This window comes from Paraburkholderia sediminicola, assembly GCF_046026895.1.
Lineage (GTDB): Bacteria > Pseudomonadota > Gammaproteobacteria > Burkholderiales > Burkholderiaceae > Paraburkholderia > Paraburkholderia sediminicola_C.
Genome location: NZ_JAQQEU010000012.1, coordinates 23,638 through 39,825 on the forward strand (window position 1 = coordinate 23,638; position 16,188 = coordinate 39,825).

The 16,188-nt window shown below is 65.4% G+C and carries 11 protein-coding genes and 2 pseudogenes; 5 read left to right on the forward strand and 8 right to left on the reverse strand.

Annotated features, from left to right (window positions below; genetic code table 11):
* Window positions 1–398 precede the first annotated feature (398 nt).
* The 7 genes and pseudogenes from PQR02_RS11095 to PQR02_RS11125 form a co-directional block, all read right to left on the reverse strand.
* Window positions 399–1,640 (reverse strand): glycosyltransferase, encoded by a 1,242-nt coding sequence (locus PQR02_RS11095; RefSeq protein WP_408229731.1) that lies wholly within the window; start codon window positions 1,638–1,640, stop codon window positions 399–401.
* A 159-nt stretch (window positions 1,641–1,799) separates the two neighbouring features.
* Entirely contained in the window at window positions 1,800–2,684 is an 885-nt protein-coding gene (locus PQR02_RS11100; protein WP_408229734.1) for a polysaccharide deacetylase family protein, read from the reverse strand.
* A gap of 131 nt (window positions 2,685–2,815) precedes the next feature.
* The gene (locus PQR02_RS11105) at window positions 2,816–4,069 is read right to left on the reverse strand and encodes an NAD(P)-binding domain-containing protein (RefSeq protein ID WP_408229737.1); all 1,254 of its coding nucleotides are present in this window, start codon (window positions 4,067–4,069) and stop codon (window positions 2,816–2,818) included.
* 93 nt (window positions 4,070–4,162) lie between these two features.
* Entirely contained in the window at window positions 4,163–5,353 is a 1,191-nt protein-coding gene (locus PQR02_RS11110; protein ID WP_408229740.1) for a carboxylate--amine ligase, read from the reverse strand.
* A 517-nt stretch (window positions 5,354–5,870) separates the two neighbouring features.
* Window positions 5,871–7,094 (reverse strand): pyridoxal-phosphate-dependent aminotransferase family protein, encoded by a 1,224-nt coding sequence (locus PQR02_RS11115; RefSeq protein ID WP_408229743.1) that lies wholly within the window; start codon window positions 7,092–7,094, stop codon window positions 5,871–5,873.
* A gap of 227 nt (window positions 7,095–7,321) precedes the next feature.
* A pseudogene (locus PQR02_RS11120) lies at window positions 7,322–7,668 on the reverse strand (bifunctional aspartate transaminase/aspartate 4-decarboxylase); the annotation flags it as partial.
* Window positions 7,664–8,662 (reverse strand): annotated as a pseudogene (locus tag PQR02_RS11125) (aspartate-alanine antiporter-like transporter); the annotation flags it as partial. The pseudogenes PQR02_RS11125 and PQR02_RS11120, both read right to left, overlap by 5 nt.
* Window positions 8,663–8,767: 105 nt before the next feature.
* Between PQR02_RS11125 and PQR02_RS11130 the strand changes: the two are divergent.
* Complete coding sequence (locus PQR02_RS11130) at window positions 8,768–9,772, forward strand: 2-hydroxyacid dehydrogenase (protein ID WP_408229746.1); 1,005 nt, start codon at window positions 8,768–8,770, stop codon at window positions 9,770–9,772.
* 33 nt (window positions 9,773–9,805) lie between these two features.
* On the opposite strand, the gene PQR02_RS11135 is transcribed toward PQR02_RS11130, so the two are convergent.
* Window positions 9,806–10,450, reverse strand: a complete 645-nt coding sequence (locus PQR02_RS11135) for a plasmid fertility inhibition factor family protein (protein WP_408229749.1) — start codon at window positions 10,448–10,450, stop codon at window positions 9,806–9,808.
* 115 nt (window positions 10,451–10,565) lie between these two features.
* Here PQR02_RS11135 and PQR02_RS11140 point away from each other — a divergent pair, with 115 nt between their 5' ends.
* The 4 genes from PQR02_RS11140 to PQR02_RS11155 all read left to right on the forward strand — a co-directional run bounded on the left by PQR02_RS11140 (window position 10,566) and on the right by PQR02_RS11155 (window position 16,001).
* Window positions 10,566–11,396: a crotonase/enoyl-CoA hydratase family protein gene (locus tag PQR02_RS11140; protein WP_408229752.1), complete on the forward strand. Its 831-nt coding sequence runs from the start codon at window positions 10,566–10,568 to the stop codon at window positions 11,394–11,396.
* A gap of 239 nt (window positions 11,397–11,635) precedes the next feature.
* Complete coding sequence (locus tag PQR02_RS11145; protein WP_408229755.1) at window positions 11,636–12,802, forward strand: MFS transporter; 1,167 nt, start codon at window positions 11,636–11,638, stop codon at window positions 12,800–12,802.
* 110 nt (window positions 12,803–12,912) lie between these two features.
* Window positions 12,913–14,073: an MFS transporter gene (locus tag PQR02_RS11150; RefSeq protein WP_408229758.1), complete on the forward strand. Its 1,161-nt coding sequence runs from the start codon at window positions 12,913–12,915 to the stop codon at window positions 14,071–14,073.
* Window positions 14,074–14,195: 122 nt separating this feature from the next.
* The gene (locus tag PQR02_RS11155; protein WP_408229761.1) at window positions 14,196–16,001 is read left to right on the forward strand and encodes a pyrrolo-quinoline quinone; all 1,806 of its coding nucleotides are present in this window, start codon (window positions 14,196–14,198) and stop codon (window positions 15,999–16,001) included.
* The last annotated feature ends 187 nt before the right edge of the window (window positions 16,002–16,188 follow it).

Below are 16,188 nucleotides of genomic sequence, written 5' to 3' on the forward strand. Positions count from 1 at the left end.
CCCTTTGCATTGAAAGGTGGCCGCTTGCGGCCACGCCGACACCGGGTATTCCGGCATGGCGGCAATGCTTCCCCGAGTAGCCGCGTCCTGTCTGCAGTAGCTCCACGCAAACGCTCACGACCTGCGCACACCATAGTTGTTGTAAGTTCCACGACGCGCAATTCATGCCCCAACGCCAATAAGCGGCCGTCGTCAGCCTCGCACCGTCCAGTTCTTCGCGCTTTCCTTTGACACCATAGTATTCAGGGTGACCACCAGGGCACCGTACGGCAGCACACATAAAAGCGGAGGGCAAAATCGCGCGATCCAAACGCATCCGGCCCGCAAAAAAACAAGGCTTCCGCACGACGATTTCCCGTCGCACGAAAGCCTTCATTTTTCCGCTCGATCCCGCCGTTTTAGCGTGCGTGATGCGGATTGTCGGCAAACTGCGCGGCCAGTTCACGTCGCGTGGCGGGGGCCGGGTTTTCCTGGATGCGCATGATTTCCGCGAGACGCTCGGCGTAATGCTCGGGCAAATACTCGCCCACGTTGTAGCGTCGATCGGGATTCGACAGGTGCGTGGCCAGCTCGCCGAGCGCCCGCTTCAGACTGTCCGGATCGGGACGGAATTTGATCTTGTTGCCGACGGAATCCGCGGTCGTCGCCATGCTGCCGCCGTCGTGAACGAGCGCGGGCATGCCGAGCATCGCGGCCTCGATGATCACCAGCGGCGCGTTTTCCGCACCCACCGACGGCACCACGACCGCATCCGCGAAGCGGCTCATTTCCTCGAATAGCTGCGCTTGCGGACGGCTGCCGAAAAAGATCAGCCGGCGGCTTTCGACGAGCGACGCGAAGCGCTTCTCGATCGCCGCGCGGTCCGGACCTTCGCCATACACGCCGATGCACCCGATGCGCTCGAGACCGGTCGCGTGCGCGAGTTCGAGGAAATGCGCGAGGCCCTTTTCCGGCGATATCCGTCCCACGAACGCGAGGTTCAAGCGCTCCTTGCCGCGCACCGTGATGGGCGGCTGCGCAGTCGGCACGGCCGACGGATTGTGCAGCATCACCGTGTTGTCGATGCCGGCGCGGCGCAGTGCCTCCTGCATGAAATCACTGGGGCAGAGAATCCGGTCGAACACGCGCGACGGTCGATAAGCCGCACGTATCGCATGCCAGTAGGTCTTCGTCATCAGGTCGTGCACAAAGCCTTTGGGCGTCGGGCGCAGCTTGAACGCCGCGGCGGTGCGCAGCGCGTCGAGCGGCAGAATCTCCGGCCGGCCGTTCTCGAAGTATTGCAGCGACGGGTTGTAGTAGACGAGATGGTAGTCGTGGCAAGTATGGTAGGCGCGATAGCCGTACTGACGCTGATGACGCGCGATCACGCTGAGGATCGATGGGGAAAGCAGGTTGTGATAGTTATGCACCATCAACCGGTGCGGCCGGAACTTGCGCATCGCCTGTTCGAGCGCGCGGGCCGCAGGCACATTCCATGACCTCGACAACATCGTGGAGCGTGCGGAAAACTGCGTATCGTCAAACCGCTCGACATCGACATCGGGCAGTGTCGCCAACAGGTCCGCGGACTGCTGGTACACAATTTCCGCGCCGCCCTTTTGCGCAAAATCGTTAATCACCAATACCCTGCAGCGCTGCATGCTGCCCTCCCTTTTTGAATGCACGAATGCAACCGCGCGAAACGTGGCCCCGCCGTCGGCGTTAATTGATGTCGTGTAAGAATCTGTAATAATTTTAACGATTCACCTTCAGCGCCTATGTCTGCCAGCACACGTAAGGGGGAATGGCTTTTTGCATGGTCAGAACTGCGGAAATCTTCCATTCCAGCCGCCGCCTTCCTTGAGATAGCGCAGGAAGTGCGGGATGCCGGTCAACTGCGAGGCAAAGCGGATCGTCGAGGCCGCATCGTCGATGATGATCGTGCGCAGCCGGTACGGGTCGGTATGCTGGTCGTTCCAGCCGATATCGCAGGTGCGCGCGCTCTTGAATCCAGCGGCTCTCACGAAGTCGACCTCACGCTCGCCGTAGTTGCCGTTCGGATACGCGAAGTGCTCGCATGGGTTGCTCAGCAGCGCTTCGATCTCGTGCTTGCTCTCGCCGATTTCGGTCGCGCATTCGCTATCGCTGCAACGGGTCAGTATCGGGTGAAAGCGCGTATGCGCCTGAAAATCCACGTGCGCGCGCATCGCTTCCATCTGCTCGACGCTCAGGCCGGTCGGGCGGTAGTCACCGTCCTGCTGGTAGCCGTTGGCCGCGAGCTGGGCAAGGCGCTCGTCGTTGGTCATGCGCTTCAGCCGCTCGTGGCCGACCCGCAGCGAACCCGGATGCAACCACCAATGACTGCGTGGACGGCCCACGATGCGGCTGCACAGGAAGATGGTCGGCCGCACGTTGTGCTTGATGAAGATGGGCAGCAGCGCGGCGTTGCCGACGTGCCCGTCGTCGAGCGTGATGGCCGCGCGCGCGCGTCCGTTGCCGGGTGCGCCGACATCGGTCAGCGGCACCAGATCGCAGAATTTGCGCAGATACGTCAAATGCCTGTCGAGCGTCGCCGGGTCGGGGTCGTGATAGAGCAGGACCGCCACCCGGTCGCGCCACAAGAACGCGCGCGTCGCGCGCGCCAGGCCCGTCAGAACGACGAGCGCCGCCAGCAATTCCTTGATGATTGCCTTACCCCGTTTCATATCGCCTCTCCTCAGTGCGCTTTGAACGACTCGCGTCGCGTTGCCTGGCGCCTGGGTCTAGCCTGGTGTTTCCAGGCGTTATGGGAACAGCAACCGCTCAATCGCGCCGCCTCGCCGGCCAACGCACCGCGTTACTCATTCGTTCTGCCGGACAGCGGAGCCTCGCCGGCGGACCACCCGGCCTGTCTCTCGCCCGCCTTCAACGAACCGGTGATGTGCCGCGCCACGCAGGGCGACGCGTGCTTGGTCCCGTAGACGAACCGCATCACCGGCCCGAAACTGTGAGCCGACGCCGGCCCGACCACATAGAGGCCGCGCACCAGGGTTTCGTAGTTCGAGGTCAGCTCGGGCAGCCCGGTGCCGCCGGAAATCGTGTCCGCGATGTCCTTCGAAAGAAACGCGTGCTGTCTCATGTCGGTCCTGAAGCCCGTCGCGGCGATCACGTGATCGGCGCCGACGGCTGCGTCCTTGCCTTCGGTCAATACACGCAGTACGACCCGTCCGTTGTCGACCGACGCGGAGCGCACCGCGGTGCGAAACGAGAGCTTCACCTTGTCGACCACGCGATCGTGCAGCCACCACGCGCCGGACGCGCCATACGACTTCTCCATGATCTGCTTGCGCCGCGCGTCATCGAGCATGTGAAAAATGCCCGGGCATTCGGACAGGAAGAGCGAGCGCCAGCCGCGCCCGAGACCCGCGTCGGGCCCCTTCAGCTTCGAGACGAGGCTGCGCGACGCTTGCGGCCTGCCGTGCCAGACCACGTGCGATTCGCGCATCAGCACGTGAGGCCGCGCGCCCAGTTCGTGCAGCAGCGCGGAGAGCCCCAGCGCGGACTGTCCGCCCCCGACGATCGCGATGTCCATGCCGCGCGCCCACGTGAGGTCGCCATAGCGCTCCGAATGGGTCGCATAGCGTTCCGGCAGTCCTTGCAGCGCCGGCGGGGTCTGCGCGAAGCCCTTCAGGCCCAGCGCGATCACCACCTTGCGCGCGCTCAGCGAGCGGCCGTCGCTCAGCGTCAGCTGAAAATGTCCGTCGACACGCCGCAGACTGGCGACGTCGACCGGCTGGATCTCGCCGACCAGATTCGCCTGAAACCAGAGCGCGTAGTCCACGAACCTTTCGAGCGGCAGCTCCATGCCCATCGGCTCATAAGGCAGGCCCTTGAGCCGGCAATAATCCTCGACAGTGAAGCCGGCTCGCGGCGCATGAAGACTGGACGCGAATGCCTCCGAGCGCAGCAGCATGCCGGGCGGCATATAGTTTCTCCAGGTCAGCATCGGCTGCCCGAGAAGCTGATGGTTCACACCGGTGGCTTTCAGATGGGCGGCCAGAGACAACCCGTACGGACCTGCGCCAATGATTGCGGTGTCGGTAAAGGACATGAGGTCATCTCCCTCCAGGGATGGCATTTACGCCTGCGCAGCACCCACTCCCGAGGCCCGGGCTGCGCGGCACTTTGTCAGGACTCTTCCATCTCAGGCTTTCGCCTGGCGCGAGGTGGGGGCCTTCATCGCTTTCCAGCGGCGCTTCATGCGTCGCAGCGGACCCATCACGCAGTAGAACTGCAGCGCCGGAAACGGATCGGTCCAGCGAAAATAGCCATCGACGATCTTCGTGTGACCGTTCAGCAGATCGGGCGGCACACGGTCCGAAAACGTCGCGCGCCACGCGACCGGCACCTTCGTCGCGCGATCGGGGATCGGCGGCAGTCCGGCTTCGTGCCGGAAAGCGGCCAGCGGAATGTTGACCCCGCAAAGCGTGGCGATTTCTTCCTGCCAGTCCGTGCGGCCGACCGTCGGCTCGACCATCATGAACTGCTTGTGGTTGTCGTCCCACTTGTATTCGATGCTGCCCATCCCGTCGAAGCCGGCCCGCTCGACGAACTCCCGGGTCAGCGGTTCGAGCACGCCGCGCGCTTCGGGCGCGGCCACGCAGATGGCCGTGTTGCCGACGCCCGGCGGCGAACTGAGCACCTTGCGGCCGGTGAAGATGCTGACCACGTCGCCGCCCTCGCCGCGATAAAACAGCGTGAAATGGATGTTGCTGTCGGGCCCCTCGATCCATTCCTGCACGATGATCCCGCCAGGCGATGCGAGCATCGTGATCGCCCGTTCGCGCGCCTCGCTGAGCGTATTGACCCGCACCGCGCGCTCCTTCTCGCCGCGCAACACCTGGCGCTTGTCGTCCGGTTTCAGCACGCACGGATAGCGCAGCTCCGCCAGACGCTGCACATCGGCCAGGCTTTCGAGCACCACCGAGCGCGGCACCGGAAATTGGTGCGACTGCGCGAATTCGTGAAACCTCGCCTTGCTGGACAGCATCTTCACGGTATCGTCCTCCGGCAGACGGAATCGATACCAGTCCGACAACACTTCGCGGTTTTCCGATACCGCATGCACTGCGTCTTCGTCGGTGAGAATCAGTACCGGCGGCGTGCTGAACTTCTTGCCCAGTTCGATCATTTCATCGGCAAATACCTTGCCGACAAAACTCCTGACGAAGTGTCCGCGTACGTGGCGGCACCACATGCCCGCGCGGACGGTCTTTGTATCCACCGCTATGACCGGCACATGCGCGCGCGCAAGAGACCGCGCCACGCCAAGTCCGTTGAGTTCCGCACCGACGACCACCCCTACCATTTGATCAGTACCGTAAGCGCTCGCCATAGTATTGAATCCTTCTGTCCTTGTATGTGCGTGGGCCCTCGAAGCGATAGCGGAAAATCCCGCGACCGGCGATCGCGTCGAGCCGGACAGGACATCCATATCGCCTCATCGGGAAGGCTCCGGTGTTCATGTGTTTGGTTGGAACCGAAATGCCGCATGCGCGCGCACGTTGGCGCGTCATGGCACGCACCGAGTTTCGAACGATGTGTATTTCGCGGTACCGCGGCGCGAGTCTTGCGCAACTCGCGTCATGAATCACTCTAAGGGCCCGGGGAATTGCTATACGTGCGGCGGCGCACAGTGCCCGACAGAAAATGATATGAGGGAAAGAGTGACGCCCGCGCGCGCCCCGCCAAGGGCCACCTCGGCAGCGCGCCAAAGCCCGCCAGGCGGGCGTGCCAACGCTTGGCACGCGGCTTGCCGAACGGCCTTCAACGAGCTTTCCGCGTTCGAAAGAACCCAGCGGCGGCTGCGGATCCGATGGATGATGCGCGACGAATGACCGGGCAAAAAATCGCTACCTGCCTTCGGACAACCCTCGTTCGAGCGCCGCTACGCCGGCCGGCAAATCGACTTTCACGCCGAGGTCCACCATCGTCCTGCCGAGCGCGTGCACCATGCGGAAAAGATTGTGGTCGCGGCACTGCTCGCCCATCTGACCGATCCGAACGATCGGCAATCCGAACGAGCCGGAGATTTCCACCTGGTGCTGCCGCGAAATATGCGCGCAGACGTCCGCGGGAGTCAGGCCGGCGGGCACCTCGATGCCGACCACCGAATTCAACCGGCAGGCCGCCGGCGCGTAAAGCTGCAAGCCCAACGCCGTCACCCCGTCCTGCAACGCCAGAGAACATTTCAGATGCCGCGCGAAGCGCTTTTCCAGCGTCTCGGCGCACACGAGGCGCAACGCCTCGTGCAACGCCAGCACGCCGGACACCGGCGCGGTGTAGTGATAGCCGGCGTTATGCCAGAAGTTTTCCGCCAGCGACGCATCCAGACACCAATGAGCGTTCGGCGCCGTGCGCCCCTTCACGCGCGTCCAGGCCGCGTCGGAAAACGCGATCAACGACACGCCCGGAATCGACGACAAGCCCTTCTGTCCGCCGGTGATCACGGCGTCGATGCCCCACGCGTCCATTTCCAGCGGCATCGTGCTCAACGTGCACACCGCGTCGACGATCACCAGCGCGCCCGCCGCTTTCGCGAGCGCCGCGATGTCCTTCAGGTGGTAATTCCATACGGTGTTGGACGTCTCGCCCTGCACCACCGTCACGATTTCCGGCCGCTCGCGGCGCAGCGCCTCGGCGATCTGTTCGAGGCTAGCCACCGTGCGGTCGGCGACTTCGAGCGTGCTGACCCGCGCGCCGACGCGCCGGCCCATTTCGCCCATCCGGTCGCTGAAAAAGCCGTTCTTGATGCACAGCACCCGCGTGCCTTCCCAGGCGAGATTGGAGATGGCCATTTCCATCGCTGCCGAACCCGGTCCCGCCACGCCCAGCACCCACTTCGATTGAGTCTGGAACACATAGCGCGCCATCGTCTTCACCTGCGCGATCACCTTCACCATCGTGCCGCCCAGGTGATTGATCACGATCGTGTTGGCCTTGGCGACGGCGGCGGGAATCGGCACGGGGCCGGCGCCCATCATCAGAAGCGGCTCTTCGGGAAGGATGGCGTCGAGCGATTCGACAACCGGACAGGGCACTGCGGATGCAACGGTAGGCATGGATGATGTCGGCATGATCGGTACGTGAAAGTCAGGTCACCAAGGAACGCGTGGCCTCGCCGGCCATGACGCCGGGGAGGCCACTCGTCCGATCATTCACTGATCCGTGCGATTGCGCAAGTTTTTTGACTGTGCTGGTGGCTCGCGGGTCGCGCCGCGGCAAGAACACCGTTGCACCGGCGCAGCCGCACGAACGCAGCCGGGTGAACCGCGGCACCGGCCTGCGCCGCGAAACCTGGGCGTCACTTAACCCGGGTCTTGTCGAGCTGCTTGCCGGTGGCCGCATTGAAACGCTCCACGTATTCTTCGATCAGCTTGCGCAGCGCCCGACCGATTTTCCGGTAGTCGGCCTCGTTGAGATTGGCGAGCGACACCCGCCCCGACAGATGCTGCGCCCCGGCAGCAGCACGACGCGCGCTTCGCGCGCCAGCCGGAACAGCAATTCGGTAGGCTCGGTGTTCTTGTACAGCCAGTCGACGAACTCGCGGCCATACGCCCGCTCGCCGAGAAATTCGATGTCGAGAATCGTGTAGTAGTCGACCTGGTTCGGATCGTCGTCCTCGAACGAGATGCCCACCTCTTCGTAAAGCGTACATCGGATGCTTGCCGCGCATCCAGCCGAACAGCAGCCCGGCCAGCAGACAGCCGCCGCCCGAGCCGAGCGTGAGCGGAATGCCTGCCACGTTGATCACGATCAGCCCGATCAGCAGGCCCAGCACGAGGCCGACGCCCATGTAGATGAAGTCGGTCTTGTTGCTGTACGGCAGTTCGTAGCCGGCGGCGTCGACCGCGCGCTTGGTGTCCTTGGGCGAACCGTAGAAGGTGATCACGTCGCCGTGCTCGACCTTGGTTTCCGGCAGGATCGGCAGCGGCTGGCCCGCGCGCGTGATGTTCTGGATGTAGACGCCGTGGCGCATATCGCGGTCCACGAGTTCGCGGGCGGCGGCGAGCGTCGTGTGGTTCATGCCTTTGCGCGTGAACACGCCTTCGCGCGTCTGCATGACGACGCCCATGTCGCCGCCCGCATCCGCGACCTCGTTGCCGTTCGCGCCGAACGCGACCACCGCCTCGCGGCGGCCCACCACCAGCACCACGTCGTCGGGCTGCAAAACCAGATCGGGTGTCGGTTCGAGCGTCTTGCCGTCGCGCTTGACGCGCTCGATCGTCAGAAAGTCCTCGTGCAGCGTCTCCACGGCCTTGATCGTCTTACCGGCGCTCACGTCGATCTTGTACGCGCGCCCCACCAGCTCGGGCAATGCGAGGATCTGCCCTGGCCCGCGTGACGGCGCGCCGGCCGACAGTTCGCGCTCCGCTTCGACCGCGGCTTCGCGCAAGCCTTGTCCCATGAACTTCGGCAGGATGTTCACGCAGACGATGATCGCGCCCAGCGAGCCGAACACGTAAGTCACCGCGTAGGCGATCGCCACGTCCGATTGCATTGACTTGACCTGATCGGCCGGCAGACCCAGGCGCGCGATCGCATCGCCCGCCGTGCCGATGATCGCCGATTGCGTCAGCGCGCCGCCGGCGAGGCCGGCCGCGAGTCCTTTATTCAGATGGAACAGCTTCGCGCACACCACGACGCATTGCGCCACGCGGCGATTACGATATATGCGTGATTTACTGATCCGCCCGCCGGCCGCGCGATGAGTCCGCGTCGTGCGCGGCACTCTTCTTCGGAGTCCGACATGCGCATGATCCTGTTCAGCAGCCGCCAGTACGACAACGATACCTTCACCGAAGCCAACGCCGCGCACGGCTACGAACTTCACTTTCAGGAATCGCACCTCGACGCCGACACCACGGTGCTCGCAAAAGGCTGCGAAGTGGTGTGCCCGTTCGTCAACGACCACGTCGACGCCACCGTGCTCGAACGGCTCCATGCGGGCGGCACGCGCCTGATCGCGCTGCGTTCGGCGGGCTTCAATCACGTCGACCTCGCGGCGGCCGAGCGCCTCGGCATGCCGGTCGTGCGAGTGCCGGCCTACTCGCCGCACGCGGTCGCCGAACATGCGGTCGGCCTGATTCTGGCGCTGAACCGGCGGCTGCCGCGCGCGGTCGGACGCACGCGTGAGGGCGACTTCTCGCTGCATGGACTGCTCGGCTTCGATCTGCACGGCAAGACCGTGGGCGTGATCGGCACCGGCATGATCGGCCGCGTGTTCGGGCGCATCATGGCGGGCTTCGGCATGCAGGTGCTCGCGCACGATCCGGGCACGCCCGCCGACGACCTGCTCGCGCTCGGCGCGCGCTATGTGCCGCTCGAGACGCTGCTCGCCGAATCCGACGTGGTCAGCCTGCACTGTCCGCTGTTGCCGTCCACCTATCATCTGATCGACGGCGCCGCGCTCGCGAAAATGAAGCGCGGCGCGATGCTGATCAATACCGGCCGGGGCGGCCTCGTCGAAGCGAATGCGCTGATCGGCGCGTTGAAAGACGGCCAGCTCGGCAATCTGGGACTCGACGTGTACGAGGAAGAAGGCGGGATCTTCTTCGAGGATCACTCGAATCTGCCGTTGCAGGACGACGTGCTCGCGCGTCTGCTGATGTTCCCGAACGTGATCGTGACCGCGCACCAGGCGTTCTTCACGCGCGAGGCGATGAACGAGATTGCGCAGACCACGCTCGGCAACGTCGCGGCATGGCAGGGCGGCACACCGCGCAACGCGGTGCGCGCCGCGGAGCAGGCCTGAGGCAGCAAGCCAGGAGCGGCAGTCCGCAGACTGCTACGCGCCGCCCTCGCCACCGAGCGGGACCGCGCGGATCGCGGTGCGGGCATCGTCGGCCGCGCCGCAGATTTCGCGCAGCAGCGCCGCCTCGCGCTCGTGCACTTCCACCGGACACCAGCGCGCCCCCGCGTCGGCCAGATAGCGCGCGCGATGCTGGCCGTTGCGAAACGCCACCACGCCATCGCGCTCCAGACCCAGCCAGCCCAGCAAACCCGACGCGCGACGCGTCGAGATCGTCACGTACGGCATCTGCGGAACGCGCGGACTTTCCGGGTCGAGGAACTCGCGGATGCCGCGCACCTTGCCCGAGTGCCACTCGGCGACCGGTTTCAATACATAGTCGGTATTGTCGCGGTCCGCGCAGGCGAGCAGCTTGCGCAGGTCGACCAGCACGACCTGATGGCGCGTGCCGTCGGTGACGAAGACGCGTTTCACGCGCACGTGGTCGTACCATGGATGATCGTGCAGCGGCACGATCCAGACCGTTTCGGCGCGGCCCGAAGGCAGTCCGTCTGGCGGGCAAGCCGGCCCGGCGGCTGACGATGAATTGAACAAGGGCAAAGGCAGGCTCGATAAGCTGACGAAAAAACGCCAGCGGGTGAATAGAGCGCTAACGCTACGAGCCGATTGTGAAAGAAGCATGACAGGCCCCCGGTTTAATTCTTCCGCATGAACAAGCCGCATGATCGCCCGGCACGAACGCGCGGACGTGAACTTCGGCGAACTTTTCAGGCGAGTTTTTTCTGGAATACAGACGATGATAGTCCTCCAAAATTTCAATGAATACGTGCGCATCGAAGCCAACGCGGACACCGGCGTCGCCACGATCGTGCTGGAGCGTCCGGAGCGCCGCAATGCCGTTGACCGGCCTGTCGCGGATGCGTTGCGCGCGGCGTTCAGCCGCTTCGAGGCGGAACCCGCATGGCGCGCGGCCGTGCTGTTCGGCGCGGGCGGCACCTTCTGCGCCGGCGCGGACCTCAGCGCGCTCGCCGACGACACGCGCCGCAACGAACTGCACGCCGACGGCAGCGGCCCCGGCCCAATGGGACCGACGCGCATGGCGTGCAGCAAGCCGGTGATCGCGGCGATTGCCGGCTACGCGGTGGCGGGTGGTCTGGAACTGGCGGCACTGTGCGACCTGCGCGTCGTCGAGGACGATGCGGTGCTCGGCGTGTTCTGCCGGCGCGTCGGGATTCCGCTGATCGACGGCGGCACGATCCGGCTGCCGCGTTTGATCGGGCTGTCGCGAGCGTTGGACCTGATCCTCACCGGCCGTGCGGTGCACGCCGAGGAAGCGCTCGCGATGGGACTCGCGAACCGCGTCGTCGCGAAGGGCACGGCGCGCGCGGCAGCCGAACAGCTGGCCGCGCAACTCGCCGCGTATCCTCAAGCGGCGCTGCTGGCCGACCGCCGCTCGGTACTGGAAAACAGCACGCTGGACGACTTGGCCCAAGCGTTGCAGCGTGAAGGTGCTGGCGGTTATCGGGCGGTGTTCGAAGAAGGCATGGCGGGCGCTGCCCGGTTTGCTGGTGGCGCAGGCCGGCATGGCGACACGCTGAAACCGCGCGATCCGGCTTCATCCGGCTGATTCGCTGCGCGTCGAGCCGCGCAGCCGCTAACCCGCGCGCTCGATCACGCCCGACCCGCGGCGGCCCCGAGCGGCCGCTTTCAGCAAAAAACAACAGCTTTCCCGGCGCCCAGCAGCATGGTTTTGACTTAGGTAGAATCCCCTACTGTTTTGCCCTCGCATGGCGCCGGCGTTTTCGCCCCGAAAACGCGCGCCTGCCGCACGACGCTTCCCGTCGCGCCGGATCACGCTCCATCACCATGCCTTTGCCCCTGCTCGCCCTTGCCATTGCCGCGTTTGGAATCGGTACCACCGAATTCGTGATCATGGGGCTGTTGCCCGATGTCGCGCGCGATCTGTCCGTATCGATTCCGGCTGCGGGCATGCTGGTGTCGGCCTATGCGCTCGGCGTCACGATCGGCGCGCCGATCGTCGCGATCGCGGTCGCCAACCTGCCGCGCAAGAAGGCGTTGATGAGCCTGATCGGCGTGTTCATCGTCGGCAATCTGCTGTGCGCGATTGCGCCGGGCTATGCGGTGCTGATGGCCGCGCGCATCGTCACGGCCTTCTGCCACGGCGCGTTCTTCGGGATCGGCTCGGTGGTGGCAGCGGGGCTCGTCGCGCCGAACCGGCGCGCGCAGGCCATCGCGCTGATGTTCACCGGCCTCACGCTCGCCAACGTGCTGGGCGTGCCGCTCGGCACGGCGCTCGGCCAGGCGGTGGGCTGGCGCGCGACCTTCTGGGCTGTGACGGGCATCGGCATCGCCGCGGCGGCCGCGCTCGCCGTGTGCCTGCCCGCGAAGATCGAGATGCAGAAGGCGAGCCTCGTGCACGAATTCAGCGTGCTGAAAAACCCGCAAGTGTTGATGGTGCTCGGCATCAGCGTGCTCGCGTCGGCCAGCCTCTTTTCCACCTTCACCTACATCACGCCGATTCTCGAAGACGTGACCGGCTTTACGCCGCACGCGGTGACGCTGGTGCTGCTGCTGTTCGGCCTTGGGCTGACAGTGGGCAGCACGCTCGGCGGCAAGCTCGCCGACTGGCGCCTGATGCCGTCGCTGGTGGCGTTCCTGCTGGCGATCGTCGTGATCCTGACTATCTTCGCCGGCACGATGCACGCGGAGGTTCCCGCGATGATCACGATTTTCGCGTGGGGCATCCTCGCCTTCGCGATCGTGCCGCCGCTGCAGATGCTGATCGTCGATCGTGCGAGCCGTGCGCCGAATCTGGCGTCGACGTTGAACCAGGGGGCGTTCAATCTTGGCAATGCGAGCGGCGCGTGGCTCGGCGGGATGGCGATCGGCGCGGGCGCGCCGCTCACGACGCTGCCGTGGGTCGGCGTGGCGACTTCGCTCGGCGCGTTGATGCTGACGCTGTGGTCGGTATCGATCGATCGGCGCGCGCAGAGGATGGTGGCGGCGGGCTGAAGTCCCTCACATCGGGAACTCGCCGCGCCCCTTTGCGAGGCGCCCGTTAGCGCGTCAATCAGCCTCCGCGCAGTGCCAACGCCTCGTCTGCCGTAGTAGCATCTCGGCCGATGAAAGTCATCCTCACCCGCGATTTCGTCGCGCTGATCCTTAGCGTCGCCGTCGTCGGACTCGGCAGCGGCGCCACGCTGCCCCTAACTTCCCTCGCGCTGACACAAGCCGGTTATGGCACCGACGTGGTCGGCCTGCTGAGCGCCGCGCAAGCGGGCGGCGGTCTCGTCGTCGTGCCGCTGGCCGGCTGGATCGCGACGCGCTTCGGCGGCCGGCAGGTGATCGTCGGCGCGGTGCTGGTGGTCGCGTTCGCCACCGCGCTGATGCAGCTCACGTTGAACCTGTGGCTGTGGGCGCTGTTGCGCGTGCTGTGCGGCGCGGCGTTGATGCTGCTGTTCACGATCGGCGAAGCGTGGGTCAACCAGTTGGCCGATGACGCGTCGCGCGGCCGCGTGATCGCAATCTACGCGACCCACTTCACGCTGTTCCAGATGTCGGGCCCGGCGCTGGTGAGCCAGATCGCCGGCTTCACGCAGTGGCGCTTCCCGCTCTGCGGCGCGATTTTCCTGCTGGCGTTGCCGATGCTCGCGAGCATCCGCGGCACGCCGCACGCTTCAGCAGATGAACACGCCGAGCATGGCAGCTGGCGTCGTGTATTGCCGCAGATGCCCGCGCTCGTGATCGGCACGGGCTTCTTCGCGCTGTTCGACACGATCGCACTGTCGCTCTTGCCGCTGTTCGCGATGGCGCACGGCATCGCGAGCGAGACGGCGGTGCTGTTCGCCTCCGCGCTGCTGCGCGGCGACACGACGATGCAGTTTCCGATCGGCTGGCTCGCCGACCGGCTCGGCCACGAGCGCGTGCATATCGGCTGCGGGGTGGTCGTCGTGGCACTGCTGCCGTTCCTGCCGTGGGTGATCAACACGCCGTGGTTGTACTGGCCGCTGCTGTATGTGCTCGGCGCGGCTGCGGGTGCGATCTACACGTTGTCGCTGGTCGCGTGCGGTGAGCGCTTTCGCGGCGTCGCGCTGGTGTCGGCGAGTTCGCTGGTGGGCGCGTCGTGGAGCGCAGCGAGTTTCGGCGGACCGCTGGTCGCCGGTGCACTGATGAAAGGCGTCGGTAACGACGCGATGGTCGGGGTGCTGCTCTTCGCCGCGCTGGCGTTTCTCGCCGCCGTCTGGTGGGAAAAACGCCGCGCGCCGCTGGCTGCAACGGACTGAGGCCAAGCGCTCAATACGGGCTCCGCAAACGCTGCGGCTGGTGCTAATCTTGACGCCACATTGCACGGCACTTCGCTGCATGGACCATGCTTGATGGCGCCGTCCGCAATCGGGAGTCCGCCATGCAAACTCAGCACAGCCCGCGCCGCCTGTACCTCCTGAGTGCGTTCATCCTGCTGTCCGCCGTGTTGTTCGCAGATTGCGGAGGTGGTGGTGGAGGCGGTGGTGGCGGAAGCGGCGCATCGAGCGGCGCGGCGAGCAGCGGCGGCGCATCGGGAACAGGCGCGACGACCGGCGGCAGCGGCTCGACGGGCAGCACGACCGGCACACCCGGCAGCACAGGTAGCACCGGCAGCAGCGGCGGAACGAGCTCAGGCACGAGCGGCACGGGCACCTCGTCGGGCGGCACGGCAATGGCCATCACGCACGACGTCCTCACGTATCACAACGACATCGCCCGCACCGGGCAGAGTCTCAACGAATCCATCCTCACGCCCGCCAACGTCAACTCGACGACATTCGGCAAGGTCGGCTTTTTCGCCGCCGACGGCAAGGTCGATGCGCAACCACTCTTCGTCGAATCGCTGGCGATCGCGGGTGGCACGCATAACGTGCTGTACGTCGTGACCGAACACGACAGCGTGTACGCGCTCGACGCCGACAGCGGCGCGCAGCTCTGGCAGGTCAGCACGCTCGGCACGAACGAAACGCCCAGCGACGACCTCGGTTGCGGGCAGATCACGAAGGAGATCGGCATCACGTCGACGCCGGTCATCGACCGCACGCGCGGTGCGCACGGCACGATCTATGTCGTAGCGATGTCGAAAGGCGCGAGCGGCGGCTACCATCAGCGCGTGCACGCGCTCGACCTCGCGACCGGCGCGGAACTGCTTCACGGACCGACGGAAGTGAGCGCGTCCTATCCGGGCACCGGTGCGAACAGTTCCAACGGCCGCGTCGTATTCGCACCGGCGACGTATGCGGAACGCGCCGGCTTGCTGCAGCTCGGCGGCACGATCTACACGACCTGGACCTCGCATTGCGACGCCGGCGCCTATACGGGCTGGGTGATGGCCTATAGCGCCGACACCTTGCAGCAGACCAGCGTGCTCAACCTCACGCCGAACGGTTCCGGCGGCGCAATCTGGATGAGCGGAGCCGGGCCCGCGTCGGACGGCACGTCGATCTATCTGCTGGGCGGCAACGGCACGTTCGACACCACGTTGAACTCCAACAGCTTTCCCGCGCAAGGCAACTTCGGCAATTCATTCGTGAAGCTGGGCACGACAGGCGGACTCGCCGTCGCGGATTACTTCGCGATGTCGAACACCGTTCAGGAGTCCAATGCCGACGAAGACCTCGGTTCCGGCGGCGCGCTCGTGCTGCCCGATCTCACCGATGCGAACGGGGTCGTCCAGCACCTCACGCTCGGCACGGGCAAGGACGACATCATCTACGTGCTGAACCGCGACTCGATGGGCAAATTCAATGCCACGGGCAACAACATCTATCAGGAGATTCAGGAGACGATGCGCGGCGGAGAGTTCGGCATGCCCGCATACTTCAACGGGCGCGTCTATTTCGGCTCGGTGGGCGACAATCTGAAGGCGTTTACGGTGACCAACGCAATGCTGTCGACCACGCCGACCGCGCAGACCACGATGACGTTCGCCTATCCCGGCACGACACCCAGCATCTCCGCCAACGGCACGACAAACGGCATCGTGTGGGCCGCGGAGAATGGCGGCACGGCGGCGCTGCACGCATTCGATCCGGTCAGTCTCGCCGAGCTGTACAACAGCAATCAGATGGGAACCCGCGATCAGTTCGGCGCGGGCAACAAGTTCATCACGCCAATGGTCGCCAACGGCAGGGTGTATGTCGGGACGACGAACGGGGTGGCCGTGTTTGGCTTGCTGAAGGGGTGAGTGGTCCGACGCTCCTGGCCCGTACAGCACGCGCAGCCATGGACGACGCGCGCAAGGCTGTGCCGCCGATCGGGCGCGGCGGCGGTCTTCGGTCCATTGGACAACACGAGCGCCCGACGCACTGGCCGCCGGCCGCCTTGAATGAAAACGGCCGGCACATGCGCCGGTCGTCCTCCTCATTCACGGC